Origin of the sequence: Mycobacterium triplex (genome assembly GCF_000689255.1) — a bacterium.
Classification (GTDB): Bacteria; Actinomycetota; Actinomycetes; order Mycobacteriales; family Mycobacteriaceae; genus Mycobacterium; species Mycobacterium triplex.
On the sequence record NZ_HG964446.1, the window covers coordinates 5,864,081 to 5,881,373 of the forward strand.

A 17,293-nucleotide genomic window follows, 5' to 3' on the forward strand; every position below is an offset into this window, starting at 1 on the left:
ACCCCGACCCGACACGACCGGACCACGCAACGACGCGCCCGCATCACCCGCGCCCGCGCCCACAACCGGCGCCAACAAGCACGCAACGAAGAAATCGCCGCACGCAAATTCCGAAACCACATGCGCGACAGCCTCTTCGCATTCAAAGGCACCCCCAGCACCAGCCCCTTCTGCACCTGGGTCAACCAACCCCACGAACCCGAACAACTACCCCCCGACTGGACCCCCGACCCACCGACACCCCCACCCGACGACCCACCCTTCTAACCGCGGGCGACCTCGGCACTGATGTCTTGAAACGGCCGCGCGCGCCAAACACGCTGTGCCGCAGTCCATATGAGTTTGCCGATGACTCGCCGGCGTGAGTTATGCGTCGCGCACGGAGGTCGGTCGGTTGCTAAATGCGCGATGCGAGATCGCCCGCCCGTACCGACCACCCGCCGTTGGCCCGCGCCGCCCCAGCTAACTGCTGGCTATGCTGGTCAGATCAGCTAATTCGCCATGCGACGGGACCAAGCCGATGCTGACGCGCGAGACCTGCACGGGCTAATCACCGTGACCGAGCGAACTGCCCTGGCACAGTTTCTCCGCGCCCGCCGAGGTCTGGTCCAGCCCGCTGACGTGGGTTTGCCGGCCGGCGGACGCCGCCGAGTCACCGGGCTGCGCCGCGAAGAGGTAGCAATGCTCGCCAACATCAGCACCGACTACTACCTGCGGCTCGAGCAGGGACGCGAGGACCATCCGTCGGATCAGGTACTCAACGCCCTCGGCCGGGCCCTGTTGCTGGATGACGACGCGGTGACCTACATGCGGAACCTGATGCGCCACCAGTCCTCCGATGGTCACATCGAGCCGTTGCAGGAGCTGCATCCCGCGCTCGGCGCCCTACTCGACGGATGGCCGCTCGCCGCCGGGAGCGTCATTGACCCCGGCATGAACGTGGTTCTCGCCAATCGACTTGCCACGGCAATCTCACCGCATCTGGGGGCCGGGGCCAACACCATTCGGGAATTGTTCCTCAACCCACACTCGCCCGACTTTTACCGCAATTGGAATGTGCTGACCGCGTGGGCAGTCCGCTTGGTGCGCGCCTCGTACGGCCAACGTCCCGATCCCGCGCTGGTTCGCCTGGTCGACGAGTTGATCGAGCACAGCCCCCGGTTCCGTCAGCTGTGGGACCGACACGACGTCAGACACAAGCGCGCCGGCGGGTTGGGAATCAACCACCCGCAAGTGGGGGCGCTCTACCTCAACTACCAAAACATGGCGCTGCCGTTGACCGGGCATGTGCTGGTGGTTTACTGGGCCGACCCCGGTTCCCCGTCGGAAGCCGCGCTGCGCCGCCTCGACTTGGGCTGAACCTGGGAGTCGGGTAACCAGGAATCACTCGTCCTGGATAGCGCCCATTTGCCGCAGCACCATTCGTGGGTGAGCCAAAACGAATTCCAGATCGGTGCTGAGCCCACGCCGACCGAGAACTCGGCGCGGCTTGGGCGAGCCTTCATCCAGGATCCGCACCCGCTGTACCGCCGGCTGCGCGGGCAGGGCCCGGTGCACCGCGTCGCGATCTGGGGTGCGGCGCACGCCTGGATGGTCACCCGCTACGCCGAGGCGCGAGCGCTGTTGGCCGACCCACGGCTGAGCAAGAACTGGCAGGGGCTCAGCGAGTTCCTTCCATCGGACAACGACGCCGCGCACAAGTCGGTGCTCAACAGCCATATGTTGCTGCAAGACCCGCCCGACCACACCCGGCTGCGCAAGCTGCTCACCAAGGAGTTCACCGCCGCCAGTGTGCGGAAGATGACTCCCGCCGTCGTCGGGATCGCCGACGAGTTGCTCGATCGGGTCGCGGTCGCCGCCCGCGGCGATGCCGTGGTGGATCTGATGTCGTCGTACGCGGTTCAGCTGCCGCTGGGAGTTATCGGCCGACTGCTCGGCGTGCCGTCCGATGAACGCGACCGCTTCCGCAGGCTCGTCGAACCAATGCTCACCAGCACCGACCCGGCCGAACTGGGTGTGGCCGAGAACTCGCTGATCGAGCTGTTGAACGCATTGATCGCGCAAAAGCGCGCCAAGCCGGCCGACGACCTGCTCAGCGCGTTGGTGCAAGCGTCCGACGTCGAGGACAAACTGTCCCCCGAGGAGCTGCTGTCGACGGCCTACCTGCTGATCCTGGCCGGCTACGAAACCACGGTGAACCTGATCGGCAACGGCGTGCTCGCGTTGCTACACAACCCATCTCAACTCGCCGCACTGCGTGACGACCCGTGGTTGATGCCCGCGGCGATCGAAGAGTTCTTGCGGATCGAAAGTCCGCTCAACACGGCCACCATGCGCTTCACCACCGAGGCGGTACGGGTCGGCGATGTCGAGATACCCGCTGGCCAACTGGTCTTGATCGCCCTGCTCGGCGCCAATCACGACGCCCGGCAGTTCGACGACCCAGACCGCCTCGACTTGACCCGGGCTGCCAACCCACACCTGGCATTCGGACACGGCATTCACCACTGCCTCGGAGCACCGCTGGCACGCCTCGAAGGTGAGATCGCGATCGGCCGACTTCTGGCTCGCTTTGAACGGATCACGTTGGACAGCAACATTATTCTGCAATACCGAAACAGTACATTGATGCGCGGTCTGACCGCGCTTCCCGTTCGCCTGCGCGAGTACCAATGAACGAAGCCAGATACCAAAGCGGCGCAATCCAACCGCTGGGCATGGTGGCGGGATCGCTGGTTGCACCGGTCATCACGCCCGCCCTGATCTGGGCCACGATTGCGGCGAATCTTCCTCTCGCACTGGTGATCGTGCAGCTATTCGCAATGGCTGTGTTTTCAAACTGGGTCTCTCGCAAACTGATTCACGATCATGCACCGATCGAAGGCAACTACCACGACCACGCGATGAGCAAACCCTGGAGCGCTGGGCCGTCAAACGGCTAGGGTTGCCAGGCATGGCGATCGAAAAGCGCGCTTCGGGTTTCGTCGGATGGTCGCTTGCCGTGGCTGCGGCCGGCCTGGCCATGATTACGCTATCGGCGTGTGATTCCCACAGTCCGACTCCGGGAGCGAATCCTCGTCAGGTCACCGTGGTGGGATCGGGCCAAGTGCAAGGCGTCCCGGACACGTTGACCGCCGACGTCGGCATCGAATTCAGCGCACCCGACGTCACCGCGGCGATGAACCAGACCAACGATCGCCAGCAAGCCGTCATCAATGCGCTTGTCGGCGCCGGCGTCGACCGCAAGGACATCAGCACCACCCAGGTGACGCTGCAGCCGCAGTACGGCAGTTCGGAACCGACGATCACCGGCTACCGCGCCACCAACGCCATCCAGGTCAAGATCCACCCGACCGATGCCGCGTCGCGCATGCTCGCGCTGATCGTCAGCACCGGCGGCGACGCCACCCGGATCAGCTCGGTCAGCTACTCCATCGCCGACGACTCGCAGCTGGTCAAGGATGCGCGGGCGCGTGCCTTCAACGACGCCAAGAGCCGTGCCGAGCAGTACGCCCAGCTGTCCGGGCTACGCCTGGGCAAGGTGCTGTCCATCTCGGAGGCGACCGGGAGTGCGCCCACGGCGGGGGCACCACCGGCGCCGCCCAAGGCCATGGCCACGCCGGTACCCCTGGAACCGGGCCAGCAGACGGTCAGCTTCTCGGTGACCGCGGCGTGGGAGCTGGATTAGCCGGCGGCTACTGCTCGTACACCCGCGGGTCCAGGGTGCCGATGTAGGACAGGTCGCGGTAGCGCTCGTCGTAGTCGAGGCCGTAGCCCACGAAGAAGTCGTTGGGGATGTCGAAGCCCACATAGGCGATTTCGACGTTGGCGCGCACCGCGTCGGGCTTGCGCAGCAGCGTGCACACCCGCAGTGAACGGGGATGGCGGGTCTTGAGGTTGCGCAGCAGCCAGGACAGGGTCAGGCCGGAGTCGACGACGTCTTCGACGATGAGCACGTCGCGCCCGTTGATATCGCGGTCCAGGTCCTTGAGGATGCGCACCACGCCCGACGACGACGTCGAGGACCCGTACGAGCTGACGGCCATGAATTCGAACTGCGTCGGCACCGGAATCGCGCGCGCCAGGTCGGTGACAAAGATCACCGCACCCTTGAGCACGGTGATCAACAGCAGATCCTCGCCAGACTCGGCGACGGACTCGCGGTAGTCGTTGCCGATCTGGCCGCCGAGTTCGCCGATGCGAGTCTGGATCTGCTCGGTCGTGAGCAGCACCGACTTGATATCCCCCGGGTACAGGTCCACGGGCTGCTCGGGGGTTATCGCCGAGGAGATCTGGGCCACGCCCACAGCGTGCCATGTCGGCGGCCGAACAACCAACGGCGGCGACATTTTGCGGACTTTTACACCGGCTCGCGCCGCAAGGTGAGCACGCCGTCACGCCGCCCCGCGATCAGTCGCTCGCCGCGCAGATCCGAGCCGACCGCTACCCCGCCCTGCCCGCGCCACGCGGTGACCAGCGCATCCACCCCGCGGATCTGCTTGTCGGTCAGGCCGGTCGCCCCGCCGGTCAGCAGCCAGCCGCGGATCACCCGGCGCCGCACCGGGTCGGGCAGCGTGGCCAGAGCCTCGGCCCGCAACCCGGGGTCCGCCGTCACGCCGGGCAGCGCCTGGGCCGCGAGGGTGTCGATGAACTCGGTGTCCTCCCGCAGCGCGGTCGCGGTGCGGGCCAGCGCCTCGGCCACCCCGCCGCCAAGCACCTCCTCGAGCAGCGGCAGCACCTCGTGCCGAAGCCGGGCGCGGGTGAAGCGGCGGTCGTCGTTGTGCGGGTCCTGCCACGCGGTCAGGCCCAGCTCGCGGCAGGCGGCGTGCGTGGTGGTGCGCCGGACCCCCAGCAGCGGCCGGCACCAGGGCGGATCGTGCGGGCGCATCCCGGCGATCGAACGCGCCCCGGAGCCGCGGCCCAGCCCCAGCAGCACCGTCTCGGCCTGATCGTCGAGGGTGTGGGCCAGCAGCACCGGCCCCGACTGGTAGGCACTCAGCGCGGCGTAGCGGGCCGCGCGTGCGGCGGCCTCCGGTCCGCCGTCGTTGCCCACCTGTACCCGAATGACTTGTGCTGCAACACATCCCAGCGCAATCGCCTGGCCGCGCGCGGTTTCGGCGACGGCCGCCGACTCGGGCTGCAGTCCATGGTCGACGATCAGTGCCGTGGTGGGCCGCAGCCGGGCCGCGACCGCGGTGAGCGCCAGCGAGTCCGGCCCGCCCGACAGCGCCACACCCCATTGGTCGCCGTCGACCAGGTAGGTCTTGGCGAACGCCTCGACAGCCGCGCGCAGCTGCCCTACAGGATCCTGTCGATCCATCGCTGTGGGTCTTCGATCTCGGCGGGCCGCGGCAGCGTTTCGGGGCCGGACCAGACGGCGTTGAACCGTTCCATCCCGACCCGGCCCACCACATGGTCGACGAACGCCTTGCCGCGGGTGTACTGGCTGAGCTTGGCGTCCAGGCCCAGCAGGGCGCGCATCAGGCGCTGCAGTGGCGGCGGCTTGCGGTGGCGGCGGTCGTCGAACCGACCGCGGATGGTGGCCACCGACGGCACCGCCTTGGGGCCGACGGCATCCATCACGTGGTCGGCGTGCCCTTCCAGCAGGGTGCCCAGCACCAGCAGCTGATCCAGCGCCTGACGCTGGGGCTCGGACTGGACGGCGCGCACCAGCCCGACGATGCCGGATGCGGACGCGTCGGAGGTGCCGAGTCCGCGGTTGCGCGCGTATTCGGCCAGCCTGCCGGCCACCTCGCCGAGGTCTTCGCCCGCGTCGCGGGTCAGCAACGCCAGCGCGTCCGACATGTAGTCGGGCAGCCAGCGGTTGGCGGTGAACTGCACCCGGTGCGTCACCTCATGCAGGCACACCCACAGCCGGAAATCGCCCGGATCGACCCGCAGCTGACGCTCGACGGCGATCACGTTCGGATACACCAGCAGCAGGCAACCCTCTTTGTCGGCGAAGAAGGGGTCGTACTGGCCGAGGATTCCGGAGGACACGAACGCCAGCACGGCGCCGGTCTGCGCACCGGTGAGCCGGCCGGTGAGAAACCCGCGCGGCTTCTCGGTTCCGTGCGTCATCACCCGCATCGAGTCCGCCGCGGCGCGGACCCACTCGGCGCGGTCGACGATGCGAGCCGCCGGCACCTCGCCATTGGTGGCCAGGCCCGTCACGTCGCGCACCAGCGGTTCGGCTCGGGTCGCCGAGCTCGCCAGCTCGTCGATCGCCTGACGGCGGGTGTAGTCGCTGGCGGGCGGACCGGGCCGGGCCAGCCGGACACCGACCGTGGCCGCGAACCTCCAGTCGACGGCGGTCCCGAGGGTCAGCTCGGGTGAGGCGGTCATGTGCACCCGCACGTCCACAGCCGCGTGGCCAGGGCGTCCATCGCGTTGCGTCCGTTGGGGCCGGCGGCGTTGGAGATGAATGCGAACGTCAGCACCCGCCCGGTGCGGTCGGTGACGACTCCGACCAGCGAGTTGATCGCCGTCAACGAGCCGGTCTTGGCGCGCAACCAGCCGGCCGGTCCTTGGTTGGTGGCCTGGTCGAGAAAGCGGTCGGCCAGCGTCCCGCTGCCGCCGGCGATCGGCAGTAGATCCAGCAGCGCCCGCAGCGCCGGCTGATCGGGGCCCGCGGCGGCCTGCACGGTGCCGTCGAGGGTCTTGGCCGTCAGGCGGTCGTCGACGGACAGGCCGCTGGAGTCGACCAGCGTGGCGCCGGTGGTGTCGACGTGTGCGGTGCTCAGGCGGTTGGTCACCGCGTCGACGGCGCCGGCGAAGCTGCGCGGCCGGTTGATCGCCGCGGCCACCTCACGGGCGATGGATTCGGCCAGCACATTGTCGGAGTGGTCCATCATCTCGCCGAGCCGCTGGACCAGCGGCGCCGATTGCACCACCGCCAGCTGACGGGCCCCGGACGGGGCCGAGGCGATGGTCACGGCGGCCGGATCCAGGCCGAGGGCCTTGGCCAGCTCACGCCCGGCATCCAGCGCCGGGGTCTTCGACCGACGGGAGTTGACGGTGCTGGGCTGGATGCGGCCACAGTCGATCATCACCGATTCGATCGGCGCGATGTCGCCGTTGTCGACGTCGGCGGGATCCCAGCCCTGCGCCATCGTCGGACCGGTGAAGGCCGAGGTGTCCACTTGGACGGCCGTCGGCGTCATGCCGCTGCGATGAATCTGCTCCACCAGGTCGCTGATGCGCGGCGCGCCGCGGTACCACGTCGGCACGTCGGGCGGCGCCGCCGAGATCGTCGGATCACCGGCTCCCACCAGTACGATCGGCCCCTGGGCGTTCTGGCTGCCGGCCACCACCCGGGTGCTGATGCGGGCCTGACGGTCCAGTGTCAGCAACGCCGCGGCCGCCGTCAGGACCTTGTTGGTCGACGCCGGAACCAGGGGCACGTCGTCGGCAACCTGCCACAGCTCTTTGCCGGTGAGGGCATCGCTGATGCGGCCCCCGAGCCGGCCAAGATTGGGGTCGGCGGCCACCGGAGCCAGCACCGCCGCCAGCGCACCGGCCGACGGCGTCTCGGCGGTGTCGGCGACGGGCACCATTCCCGGTTTCACGATCGGTGCCCGCGGCGGTGGGACCGCAACGTGCGTGCCACCGCTGCCGTGCCCACCCGTGGTGAAGAAGGTTGCGGCGGCCACCACGGCGGCGACGAACGCCAGCACGGCCAATCCGATGAACACCTGGGTGGATTTCCGCCAGCGAGTACGACCCATCACTCTCCTGACTGTTTGGCCCTATTCTGCCGAATCTGCCGAAACCCGCTCGACTAGGGTGATCCGCGACGAACCGATCTAGCCGGGTCCACCCAGACTTACCTCTCTACAAAGGAGCGTCAGACAGTGCAATTCGACGTGGTCATCGAGATCCCGAAAGGCCAGCGGAACAAGTACGAGGTCGACCACGAGACGGGGCGGGTGAAGCTGGACCGCTACCTCTACACGTCGATGGTCTACCCGACCGACTACGGCTTCATCGAGAACACCCTCGGCGAGGATGGCGACCCGCTGGACGTGCTGCTGCTGCTTCCCGAGTCGGTGTTCCCCGGGGTGCTGGTCGAGGCGCGGCCGGTGGGCATGTTCAAGATGGTCGACGAGGCCGGCGGCGACGACAAGGTGCTATGTGTTCCAGCCGGCGACCACCGGTGGGATCACATCCAGGACATCGGGGACGTGCCGTCCTACGAGTTGGACGTCATCAAGCACTTCTTCTCCCAGTACAAGGCGCTGGAGCCGGGCAAGTACGTCAAGGCGGCGGACTGGGTCGGCCGCGCCGAAGCCGAAGCCGAGGTGGAACGCTCCTTCGCCAGGTTCAAAGAGGGCGGGCACTAACGCTGCTGGCGTAACCGCGCGCCGATTCTCGGTGGCATCCTGGCGAGGTGACCCCGGTGCTGCATTTCGCCGCGAATTTCTGGTGGCTGATCTTCCCGTTCGCGGGTGCGATCGGAACTGGCGTCCGGGCGGTGGTGGCCGCCAACGAACGCCGCGCCGAGCGACGGCAGGAACGCTACCGGCTCAGGCAGCAGACCAAGATCGCGGTGGCGCTGGGGGTACCTCCCGCTTGCGGGGGCGCCTCCGGTCGGGCGCGCGCCGACGAGGAGAGCGCGCGCCGCGATCTCACGAAAGCCCTTGCGGCACATGACCGTACGGATGCACGGTGGCTGGAGTACGAGGTCGACATCGCCAAATTGCTGGACTTCCCGCTGATGACGAACATGCGCGATCCGCTCACTATCGCCTTCCACAAGGCCAAGCGGCACGCGGACCTGCTGCGCCCGGATTCCCCGGACGACTTCGCCGGTGACCGGGCGGCATACGTCGACTACCGCGACGCCGTCCACGAGTACATCAGCACCTTCGAGATCGCCGAGGCCGAGGCAGTTCGCCGGCGCCGCAGCGATTTCTCCGAAGACGAACAGCAGCGGCTGGCCCGCGCCCAGCACCTGCTGCACCTGGCACAGGACGAGGGAGCCACCCTGCAGGAGCGGCAGAGCGCCTACGCGCGGGCCGGCAAGGAACTCGACGGCCTCGTCGTGCTGCCGGCGCAGGCGCGGGCCAGCATCGAACGCCGCATCGCCGGGCAGATCGAGGCGTAGCCGACTCAGGCGGCTTCGGCCACCCGCCGGTTGCGCAGCAGGCTCCACCCGAACGCCGCGCCGATGAAGACGATGCCGACCGAGGCGGTGATGAGCTCGGGGATCTGGTAGCGCTGCTCGATGGACACCAGCATGATCAGCGACAGCGCGCCGATCGCCCAGTGCGCGCCGTGCTCCAGGTACACATAGCGGTCCAGCGTCTGCTGCTGGACCAGATAGATCGTGATCGACCGGACGAACATCGAGCCGATCAACCCCAGTCCCAGCGCGATGACGATCGGGTCCGACGTGATCGCGAAGGCGCCGGTGACCCCGTCGAACGAGAACGCCGCGTCCAGCACCTCGAGGTACAGGAACAGCGTCAGGCCGGCCTTGCTCACCGCCAGGGCCGGCCCGGGGGAATCGGCATCGTCGTCGACCCCGGCGGGCCGAAACGCCTGGCTCAAACCGTTGACGATCAGATACGTCACCAGGCCAAGCAACCCGGCCGTCAGCACCGTCGCGCACTCCTCGCTGGAAATGAGTCAACTGGGTGCCGACCACGACCAGCACCACGGCGCTGGTCACCACCGAGACCTCGGCAAGACGGCCGATACGCGCGAAGGGGACCTCAATCCACTTGAGCCACTTGATATCTCGGTCATGAACGACGAAATCCAGGAACAGCATCAGCAGAAATATTCCGCCGAATGCCGCGATCTGCGGATGGGCCGACGTCACCAGCTTTTCGTAGCTGGGTGAGCCGTCCGGGAATTCCAGTGCGCCGTGCGGCGGCGGGTCCAGCGCCAGCTGCAACGCCCGCACCGGGTCGATGCCCGCGGTCGCCCAGACGATGAGCAGCGGAAAGAGCAGCCGCATACCGAATACGGCGATCAGGATCCCGATCGTCAGGAACATCTGCCGCCAGAACTGGCTCATGCGCTTCAGCACGGCGGCGTTGATGATCGCGTTGTCGAAGGACAACGACACCTCGAGGATGCCCAGCGCGATCAGCAGGAACAGGGCATTGAGCCCGCCGTGGAAATACCCGAGCGCGAGGGCCGCCAACGTGACCAACAGCGAAATCCCGAAGATGCGAGCGGCGGCCATGGGTCCTTCCTGACAGCCGCCCACAATAGGGCGGACCCGGTCGTCACCGCCAGCCATCGCAGCAACGCACTTACTATTTTCAAATTGTGGCGGTATATCGGGTCTGTCGGCCTAAAGCGCCGCCCCGATGACCGAAGTCGGCGGTGCGGCGTCCCCCCTGGGCGCTGCCGGCGGCGCGGGGGCGTCCCGGGGGCCGGTCGCGCGCGGCAGCATGGCCCGGGTCGGCACGGCGACCGCACTGACCGCGGTGTGCGGCTACGCGGTGATCTATCTGGCGGCTCGTAACCTGGCGCCCAGCGGGTTCTCCGTGTTCGGGGTGTTCTGGGGGGCGTTCGGGCTGGTCACCGGTGCCGCGTTCGGCCTGCTGCAAGAGACCACTCGCGAGGTCCGCGCCACCCGCTACGTCGAGGCGTTGCCGGGTCCCGAATTCCGCAACCACCCGCTGCGCGTCGCCGCGATGGTCGGTGTCGCCGCGGCCGTCGTGATCGCGGGCAGCTCGCCGCTGTGGGGTGGACGGGTCTTCTCCGAGGAGCGTTGGTTGTCGGTGGCGCTGCTGTCGGTCGGGCTGGCCGGTTTCTGTCTGCACGCCACCCTGCTGGGCATGCTGGCCGGCACCGATCAGTGGACCCAGTACGGGACGCTGATGGTGACCGACGCGGTGATGCGGGTGGCGATCGCCGTGGCCACGGTCATGCTCGGCTGGGGCTTGACGGGTTTCCTGTGGGCGACGGTGGCCGGCGCGGTGGCCTGGCTGATCATCCTGGCGGCCGCACCCACGGCCCGCGCGACGGCCCGCCTCCTGACACCCGGCGACACCGCGACGTTCCTGCGCGGCACCGCGCACTCCATCACCGCGGCCGGCGCCAGCGCGATCCTGGTGATGGGATTCCCGGTGCTGCTCAAGCTGACGTCGAATCAGCTTGGGGCACAAGGCGGTGTGATCATCCTCGTCGTGACGTTGACCCGGGCGCCGCTGCTGGTGCCGTTGACCGCGATGCAGGGCAACCTGATCGCGCATTTCGTGGACGCGCGCCGCGACCGGCTGCGGGCGCTACTCGCGCCGGCGGCGATCATCGGTGGCATCGGCGCGATCGGGGTGCTGGCCGCCGGCCTGGTGGGCCCGTGGCTGCTGCGGGTCGTCTTCGGTGCTCAATACGACGCCGGCAGCGCCCTGTTGGCGTGGCTGACGGGCGCGGCGTTGTCGATCGCCATGCTGACGCTGACCGGTGCCGCGGCCGTGGCCGCCGCGCTGCATCGCGCGTATGCGCTGGGCTGGGTCGGGGCCACCGCGGCGTCGGGACTGTTGCTGCTGCTGCCGCTGCCGTTGGAGACCCGCACCGTGATCGCGCTGCTGTGCGGTCCGCTGGTGGGAATCGGCGTTCACCTGGTGGCGCTGGCGCGCGCCGGGCGCCTAACCGGCTGATCCTGGCTACCCTGTGAACATCGAAACGGATTACGCCGGCGTCTGGATCGTCATTCCCGCCTTCAACGAAGCCACGGTCATCGGCGAGGTGATCGCGGATGTGCGCTCGGTCTTCGACAACGTCGTCTGCGTCGACGACGGCAGCGCCGACGGCACCGGCGACCTGGCCCGGCGGGCCGGGGCACATCTGGTGCGCCATCCGGTCAACCTGGGCCAGGGCGCGGCCATTCAGACCGGCGTCGAGTACGCCCGCAAGCAGCCCGGCGCGCGGGTGTTCGCGACGTTCGACGCCGACGGCCAGCATCGCGTCAAGGACCTATCCGCGATGGTCGACCGGCTCGTCGCCGAGGACGTCGACATCGTGATCGGAACGCGGTTCGGCGGGCAGAAGAGCAGCCGGCCGCCGTTTCTGAAGCGGATCGTGCTGCAGACCGCCGCACAGTTGAGCCCGCGCGGTCGCCGGCTGGGCCTGACCGACACCAACAACGGGCTGCGGGTGTTCAACAAGACGGTCGCCGACGGGCTGGACATCACGATGAGCGGGATGAGCCATGCCAACGAATTCATCATGCTGGTGGCCGAAAACCATTGGCGCGTAGTCGAACAGCCGGTCGAGGTGCTCTACACCGACTACTCCAGGTCGAAGGGCCAGCCGCTACTCAACGGGGTGAACATCGTTTTCGACGGGTTCCTGCGAGGGAGGATTCCGAGATGAACTGGATCCAGGTGCTGCTGATCGGGTCGATCATCGCGCTGCTGATCTATCTGCTGCGGTCGCGCCGCAGCTCACGGTCGAAGGCCTGGGTCAAGGTCGGCTACGTCTTCTTCGTGCTGGGCGGCATCTATGCCGTGTTGCGGCCCGACGACACCACCGTGGTCGCGCACTGGTTCGGGGTGCGCCGCGGCACCGACCTGATGCTCTACGCGCTGATCATGGCGTTCAGTTTCACCACGCTGAGCACCTATATGCGGTTCAAGGACTTGGAGTTGCGCTACGCGCGTCTGGCGCGCGCCGTCGCGCTGGAGGGCGCACAGGCGCCCGAGCCGAGCTAGCCGCCCTCTCGGCGTGCGCCGAACGTGCAACCATGGCGAAAATATCGCCGCCGAAATCTCGCCACCAGTGCACGTTCGGTGCTAGCCGGTCTGGGCGTGCCGGAAGAATTCGACCGTGCGGCGCACGCCTTCGGCCAGTTCGACTTTCGGGCGCCAGCCCAAAACCCTTGCCGCTGAACTGATGTCGAGGCAGGACCGCCGCAGATCGCCGAGACGATCCGGATGGAAGTCCGGATCATCCGGTGCGCCAACGGCTTTGGCCACCGCGGTGTGCAGCTGGCGGTCGGAGGTCTCTATGCCGGTGCCGATGTTGAAACGCTGCGCGCTGCCGGCCGCCCCGGAGGCCTTGACGAAGGCGTCCACGACGTCGTCGACGAACACGTAATCGCGGGTCTTGCTCCCGTCCCCGAACACCTTGGTGGGCTTGCCGGACAACAGCGCCTGGGCGAAGATCGCCACCACACCCGCCTCGCCGTGTGGATCCTGGCGCGGGCCGTAGACGTTGGCCGGCGCGATGTGCGAGCAATCCAGGCCGTACAGGTGCCGGAAGGTGTTCAGGTAGATCTCGCCCGCCACTTTGCCCGCGGCGTACGGCGAGGCCGGATCGGTGGGCACGGTCTCCGGCGTGGGGTACTGCGCCGGGGTGCCGTAGATGGATCCGCCCGACGAGGTGTGCACGATTTTGCGGACACCGGCGCGGCGCGCGGCCTCCGCCAGCCGCACCGTGCCGATCACATTGACCGAGGCGTCGAACTGCGGCTCGGCCACCGAGTGGCGCACGTCGATCTGGGCGGCCAGGTGGAACACCACCTCGGGCCGGTGCTCGTCGAGAATCGCCTCGAGGTCCGCGGTGACGATGTCCGCCTCGACGAAGACGTGGTCGGGATTGTCGGCCAGGTGCTCCAGGTTGCGGGCCTTGCCCGACGCGAAGTTGTCCAGGCTCACCACCGCGTGGCCGTCCGCCAGCAAGCGGTCGACCAGCGTGGACCCGATGAATCCGGCTGCCCCGGTAACCAGTGCGCGCACCGGCCCACCATACCGACCGGTAAGAAATAACCATGCCCGCCGCCATGACCCGGATGCCGCGGGTCGCCCTGGCGGCGGCCGCGCTGATCGTGGTCGCGCTGGTCATCCGTGCGGTGCTGGCCTTCGGTGGCTACTTCTACTGGGACGATCTGATTCTGATCGGGAAGGCCGGAACCGAAGGCCTGCTGTCGCCGGCCTATCTGTTCGACGACCACGACGGCCACGTGATGCCGGCGGCGTTTCTGATCGCGGGTGTGCTGATCCGGCTGGGCCCGCTGGATTGGACCGGGCCCGCGATCAGCCTGGTGGTGTTGCAGCTGGTGGCGTCGCTGGCGCTGCTGCGGGCGCTGCATGTGATCCTCGGCTGGCGTCGGGTGCTGCTGATCCCGCTGACCTTCGCGCTGTTCACCCCGCTGGGGGTGCCGGGGTTCGCGTGGTGGGCGGCGGCGCTGAATTCGCTGCCAATGCTGGCGGCACTGGCCTGGGTGTGCGCCGACGCCGTGCTGTTGGTGCGTACCGGCAATCAGCGCTACGCGCTGACCGGCGTGCTGGTCTACCTGGGCGGGCTGCTGTTCTTCGAGAAGGCCGCGGTGATTCCGTTCGTCGCCTTCGCCGTCACCGTGCTGCTGTGCCATGTGCGCGGCGAGGAGTCCGCACTGCTGACGGCCTGGCGTGGCGGTGTGCGGCTATGGGTCGCGTCGCTGATCCTGACGGTCGCCTGGGTGGCGCTCTACCTCGCGGTGGTCGACCAGCAGCGCTGGAGTTCCGATGTCGCGATGACCGCGGACCTGCTGTCGCGGTCGATCACCCACGGCATCGTGCCGGGGCTGGCCGGCGGGCCGTGGCACTGGGACCGATGGGCGCCGGCCTCCCCATGGGCCACTCCCCCGCCGCTGGCGATGGCGCTGGGCTGGCTGGCGCTGGTCGCGGTGCTGGCGCTGTCGCTGGTCCGCAAGCAACGCCTCGGGCCGGTGTGGCTGACGGCGGCCGGTTATGCGGTGGCCTGCCAGGTGCCGATCTATCTGATGCGCTCGTCGAAGCTGACCGCGCTCGAACTCGCCCAAACCCTGCGGTATCTGCCGGATCTCGTCGTTGTGCTGGCGCTGATGGCCGCCGTCGGGCTGTGCGCACCGAACCGGTCGTCGAGTGCTCGATGGCTGGACTCGTCGCCGTTGCGGGCGGTGGTCGCAACGGGTTTGGCCGCGCTGTTCCTCGCTGGCAGCCTGTACTCGACGGCGACCTTCCTGACCAGCTGGCGCGACAACCCTACCCAGAGTTATCTGCGCAACGCGCAAGCCAGTTTAGCTGCGGCCCATGCCAATTCGACCGCTCCGCTGCTGGATCAAGAGGTCGACCCACTGATCCTGCAGCGGGTGGTCTACCCGGAGAATCTGGCCAGTCACATGTTCGCCCTGGTACGCAATCGGCCGGAATTCGCCACGGCGACAACGCAATTGCGAATGTTCGACAGCGCGGGGCGGCTGATCCCGGCGCGGGTCAGCTGGATTCGGACCATCAAACCCGGGCCGATGCCGCAGTGCGGCTACTTCGCCCAACCGGAAACACCGGCGCGCATGGTGCTCGACGGGCCGCTGCTGCCCGCCGACTGGACCGTCGAACTCAACTACTTGGCCAACAGCGACGGCTCGATGACGATCGCGCTGTCGGAGGGCCCGGGCGTCAAGGTTCCGGTGCATCCCGGGCTCAATCGGGTGTACGCCCGGCTGCCGGGCGCCGGCGACGCGATCATGGTGCGCGCCAACACCACCGCCCTGGCACTGTGCATCGCGTCGGGACCGGTGGGCTTTCTGGCGCCGGCGTGAGTTCGCCTACGGCTACGCGGCGCTGGGCCCTTGCCACGGCGCTGGCGCCGGGGTCGTTTTCGGCTGGCGCGGTGCCGCCGATGCGGGGCGAATCTGGGTGACCGAGGCCAACACGTCGTTGCCCCGCCCGTCGCGCTGCACCTTGCGATAGGCCAGCCAGGCGACGGTCATGCCCACGATCGCAAGCCCGAGAGCCAACAGGACCAGCACATCGCCGAAAGCCAACAGCATGACGACTCCCGCCGCGATCCACACCGCCTCGCCGACCGGGTTACGGGATTGGTTGTTGTGCAACATGTCGGCCTCGCTCGAAATCAGGTGCCACCGTATGACGATTGCAACGCGAGCAGGAACGGAAGGCTGCCCCAATCCCGGGCGATGGTGACCCACCTCACGGTGGGTCGATGAGAGCCGCCTGGGGGAATCGAACCCCCGACCTATTCATTACGAGTGAATCGCTCTACCGACTGAGCTAAGGCGGCGCGCCCTTGCGCTGGGCGGCACGAGTCTACGGCAGGCGGGCGCGCGGGCCCAATTTCAAACCCGAAGTTCTTGCCCGATGGTGGCCACCATGGCGTCGACGGCGAACTTGGGCTTGACGTTGACGGCCAGCGCTTCGCGGCATTCCAGTACCGCCTCGATGCAGCGCAGCAGCCGCTCGGGCGTGGCATGCGCGGCCAGCGCCGCGACCCGCTCGGCCATGTCCGGATGGTTGGCCCGCACCCCGCCCGCCCGCGCGGACACCACCAGCGCGTCGCGGAAGTATGTCGCCAGGTCGATCAGCGCCCGGTCCAGCGCGTCGCGCGACGCCCTGGTCTGGCGGGACTTCTGCCGTCGCTCGAGATCCTTGATCGCCCCCGCGGCGCCGCGCATGGACCCGGCGGTGCCCTTACCCGTGCCGCCGGCACCGAGCGCCGTCCGCAGCTCTTCGGTCTCGGCCTCGGCGCGGTCAGCGGTCAATACGACGGCCTCGGTTTCGGCGGCGGCCACCAACTCCTCGGCCGCGGCGTAGGCACGCGCGGGGGTCGCGGCATCGCGCACCAGCCCCAGCGCCCGCTCGCGTCGGTCCCGGGCCTCCGCGTCGGTCGCCAGCCGACGCGCCCGCCCCACGTGCCCGCCGCTGACCGACGCCGCCCAGCTCGCCGTGTCGGCACTCAGCCCGTCGCTGTCGATCAGCACCCGCGCGATCGACTCGGTCGACGGCGTCACCAACGCGACGTGCCGGCATCGGGACCGCAGCGTGATCGCGATGTCCTCGGGATCCACCGACGGCGCGCACAGCAGGAACACCGTCGACGGCGGCGGTTCCTCGACCACCTTCAGCAGCGCGTTCGCGGCACCTTCGGTCAACCGATCGGCGTCCTCGACCACCACGATCTGCCAGTGCCCGGTGGTCGGGCGCCGCGATGCGATCTGCACGATCGCGCGCATCTCGTCGACGCCGATGGACAGGCCTTCGGGGATCACCCGGCGGACGTCGGCGTGGGTGCCGGCAATCGTCGTGGCGCAGGCCCGGCAGCGCCCGCAGCCGGGGCCCCCGTCCTCAGCCGAAGAGGTGCATTGCAACGCGGCCGCGAAGCACAGCGCGGCAACCGAACGCCCCGAACCCGGGGGCCCGGTGATCAGCCACGCATGTGTCATAGTCCCGTGGCCTTCAACGCTGTGATCGGGATCACTTCGCGCGGCGCTCGCGGCCGCCAGCAGCGCGGCCTCGACGGCTTCCTGGCCTACCAGCCGCGTAAACACTCCGGACATCACTGGCAACACTAGTGA

The 17,293-nt window shown here is 68.4% G+C and carries 17 protein-coding genes, 1 tRNA gene and 2 pseudogenes; 11 read left to right on the forward strand and 9 right to left on the reverse strand.

All coding sequences use genetic code 11. From position 1 onward, the window contains the following. From BN973_RS27270 to BN973_RS27290, 5 genes and pseudogenes are all read left to right on the forward strand, one after another. A pseudogene (locus BN973_RS27270) lies at positions 1-267 on the forward strand (HNH endonuclease signature motif containing protein); the annotation flags it as partial. Positions 268-555: 288 nt separating this feature from the next. Continuing rightward, positions 556-1,359, forward strand: a complete 804-nt coding sequence (locus BN973_RS27275; RefSeq protein WP_036473168.1) for a helix-turn-helix transcriptional regulator — start codon at positions 556-558, stop codon at positions 1,357-1,359. Positions 1,360-1,428: 69 nt separating this feature from the next. Then, positions 1,429-2,676 (forward strand): cytochrome P450 family protein, encoded by a 1,248-nt coding sequence (locus tag BN973_RS27280; protein WP_232232160.1) that lies wholly within the window; start codon positions 1,429-1,431, stop codon positions 2,674-2,676. Continuing rightward, on the forward strand, positions 2,673-2,942 hold the full coding sequence (locus BN973_RS27285) for a hypothetical protein (protein WP_051641509.1): 270 nt from the start codon (positions 2,673-2,675) through the stop codon (positions 2,940-2,942). The genes BN973_RS27280 and BN973_RS27285 overlap by 4 nt, the downstream gene beginning before the upstream one ends. Positions 2,943-2,953: 11 nt before the next feature. Continuing rightward, complete coding sequence (locus BN973_RS27290) at positions 2,954-3,688, forward strand: SIMPL domain-containing protein (RefSeq protein WP_036471843.1); 735 nt, start codon at positions 2,954-2,956, stop codon at positions 3,686-3,688. Between the two features lie 7 nt (positions 3,689-3,695). Here BN973_RS27290 and hpt read toward each other — a convergent pair whose 3' ends face one another. Genes hpt through dacB form a run of 4 tightly spaced genes read right to left on the reverse strand, consistent with a single transcriptional unit; the run spans position 3,696 to position 7,727 of the window. Continuing rightward, positions 3,696-4,349: a hypoxanthine phosphoribosyltransferase gene (hpt, locus tag BN973_RS27295; RefSeq protein WP_139830368.1), complete on the reverse strand. Its 654-nt coding sequence runs from the start codon at positions 4,347-4,349 to the stop codon at positions 3,696-3,698. Positions 4,350-4,360: 11 nt separating this feature from the next. Beyond that, entirely contained in the window at positions 4,361-5,320 is a 960-nt protein-coding gene (gene tilS / locus BN973_RS27300; RefSeq protein WP_036471847.1) for a tRNA lysidine(34) synthetase TilS, read from the reverse strand. Continuing rightward, positions 5,299-6,345, reverse strand: a complete 1,047-nt coding sequence (locus tag BN973_RS27305) for a zinc-dependent metalloprotease (RefSeq protein ID WP_036473175.1) — start codon at positions 6,343-6,345, stop codon at positions 5,299-5,301. The genes tilS and BN973_RS27305 overlap by 22 nt, the downstream gene beginning before the upstream one ends. After that, entirely contained in the window at positions 6,342-7,727 is a 1,386-nt protein-coding gene (gene dacB / locus BN973_RS27310) for a D-alanyl-D-alanine carboxypeptidase/D-alanyl-D-alanine endopeptidase (protein WP_139830367.1), read from the reverse strand. Before dacB ends, BN973_RS27305 begins: the two co-directional genes overlap by 4 nt. A 126-nt stretch (positions 7,728-7,853) precedes the next feature. Between dacB and BN973_RS27315 the strand changes: the two genes are divergently transcribed. Together BN973_RS27315 and BN973_RS27320 are read left to right on the forward strand one after the other, a co-directional pair. After that, positions 7,854-8,342, forward strand: a complete 489-nt coding sequence (locus tag BN973_RS27315) for an inorganic diphosphatase (protein WP_036471848.1) — start codon at positions 7,854-7,856, stop codon at positions 8,340-8,342. Between the two features lie 47 nt (positions 8,343-8,389). After that, on the forward strand, positions 8,390-9,106 hold the full coding sequence (locus BN973_RS27320; RefSeq protein WP_036471849.1) for a hypothetical protein: 717 nt from the start codon (positions 8,390-8,392) through the stop codon (positions 9,104-9,106). 5 nt (positions 9,107-9,111) lie between these two features. Here BN973_RS27320 and BN973_RS27325 read toward each other — a convergent pair. Beyond that, positions 9,112-10,195, reverse strand: a pseudogene (locus BN973_RS27325) (DUF475 domain-containing protein). 127 nt (positions 10,196-10,322) lie between these two features. Here BN973_RS27325 and BN973_RS27330 point away from each other — a divergent pair. Genes BN973_RS27330 through BN973_RS27340 form a run of 3 tightly spaced genes read left to right on the forward strand, consistent with a single transcriptional unit; the run spans position 10,323 to position 12,671 of the window. Then, positions 10,323-11,618 (forward strand): hypothetical protein, encoded by a 1,296-nt coding sequence (locus tag BN973_RS27330; protein ID WP_139830366.1) that lies wholly within the window; start codon positions 10,323-10,325, stop codon positions 11,616-11,618. 13 nt (positions 11,619-11,631) lie between these two features. Continuing rightward, on the forward strand, positions 11,632-12,333 hold the full coding sequence (locus BN973_RS27335; protein ID WP_036471850.1) for a glycosyltransferase family 2 protein: 702 nt from the start codon (positions 11,632-11,634) through the stop codon (positions 12,331-12,333). After that, positions 12,330-12,671: a DUF2304 domain-containing protein gene (locus BN973_RS27340; RefSeq protein ID WP_036471851.1), complete on the forward strand. Its 342-nt coding sequence runs from the start codon at positions 12,330-12,332 to the stop codon at positions 12,669-12,671. The genes BN973_RS27335 and BN973_RS27340 overlap by 4 nt, the downstream gene beginning before the upstream one ends. An 81-nt stretch (positions 12,672-12,752) precedes the next feature. Here BN973_RS27340 and BN973_RS27345 read toward each other — a convergent pair whose 3' ends face one another. Then, complete coding sequence (locus BN973_RS27345) at positions 12,753-13,697, reverse strand: GDP-mannose 4,6-dehydratase (RefSeq protein WP_036471852.1); 945 nt, start codon at positions 13,695-13,697, stop codon at positions 12,753-12,755. Between the two features lie 32 nt (positions 13,698-13,729). Between BN973_RS27345 and BN973_RS27350 the strand changes: the two genes are divergently transcribed. Beyond that, positions 13,730-15,520 (forward strand): hypothetical protein, encoded by a 1,791-nt coding sequence (locus BN973_RS27350; RefSeq protein WP_084163561.1) that lies wholly within the window; start codon positions 13,730-13,732, stop codon positions 15,518-15,520. Between the two features lie 12 nt (positions 15,521-15,532). Here the strand turns inward: BN973_RS27350 and BN973_RS27355 are convergent, their stop codons facing one another. From BN973_RS27355 to BN973_RS27365, 3 genes are all read right to left on the reverse strand, one after another. Further along, the gene (locus BN973_RS27355; RefSeq protein ID WP_036471853.1) at positions 15,533-15,817 is read right to left on the reverse strand and encodes a hypothetical protein; all 285 of its coding nucleotides are present in this window, start codon (positions 15,815-15,817) and stop codon (positions 15,533-15,535) included. Positions 15,818-15,929: 112 nt separating this feature from the next. After that, positions 15,930-16,002: transfer RNA gene (locus BN973_RS27360), tRNA-Thr, on the reverse strand. A 55-nt stretch (positions 16,003-16,057) separates the two neighbouring features. Then, positions 16,058-17,275 carry a DNA polymerase III subunit delta' gene (locus tag BN973_RS27365; RefSeq protein WP_036471854.1) on the reverse strand — a complete coding sequence of 406 codons (1,218 nt, stop codon included), beginning with the start codon at positions 17,273-17,275 and terminating at the stop codon, positions 16,058-16,060. Between the last annotated feature and the right edge of the window lie 18 nt (positions 17,276-17,293).

Bases quoted from the DNA above. Each gene is read 5' to 3' on its own strand.
- BN973_RS27285 (WP_051641509.1), top strand. From the start codon at position 2,673: ATGAACGAAGCCAGATACCAAAGCGGCGCAATCCAACCGCTGGGCATG.
- BN973_RS27290 (WP_036471843.1), top strand. From the start codon at position 2,954: ATGGCGATCGAAAAGCGCGCTTCGGGTTTCGTCGGATGGTCGCTTGCC.
- hpt (WP_139830368.1), bottom strand. From the start codon at position 4,349: ATGTCGCCGCCGTTGGTTGTTCGGCCGCCGACATGGCACGCTGTGGGC.
- tilS (WP_036471847.1), bottom strand. From the start codon at position 5,320: ATGGATCGACAGGATCCTGTAGGGCAGCTGCGCGCGGCTGTCGAGGCG.
- BN973_RS27305 (WP_036473175.1), bottom strand. From the start codon at position 6,345: ATGACCGCCTCACCCGAGCTGACCCTCGGGACCGCCGTCGACTGGAGG.
- dacB (WP_139830367.1), bottom strand. From the start codon at position 7,727: ATGGGTCGTACTCGCTGGCGGAAATCCACCCAGGTGTTCATCGGATTG.
- BN973_RS27330 (WP_139830366.1), top strand. From the start codon at position 10,323: ATGACCGAAGTCGGCGGTGCGGCGTCCCCCCTGGGCGCTGCCGGCGGC.
- BN973_RS27340 (WP_036471851.1), top strand. From the start codon at position 12,330: ATGAACTGGATCCAGGTGCTGCTGATCGGGTCGATCATCGCGCTGCTG.
- BN973_RS27350 (WP_084163561.1), top strand. From the start codon at position 13,730: ATGCCCGCCGCCATGACCCGGATGCCGCGGGTCGCCCTGGCGGCGGCC.
- BN973_RS27355 (WP_036471853.1), bottom strand. From the start codon at position 15,817: ATGTTGCACAACAACCAATCCCGTAACCCGGTCGGCGAGGCGGTGTGG.
- BN973_RS27365 (WP_036471854.1), bottom strand. From the start codon at position 17,275: ATGTCCGGAGTGTTTACGCGGCTGGTAGGCCAGGAAGCCGTCGAGGCC.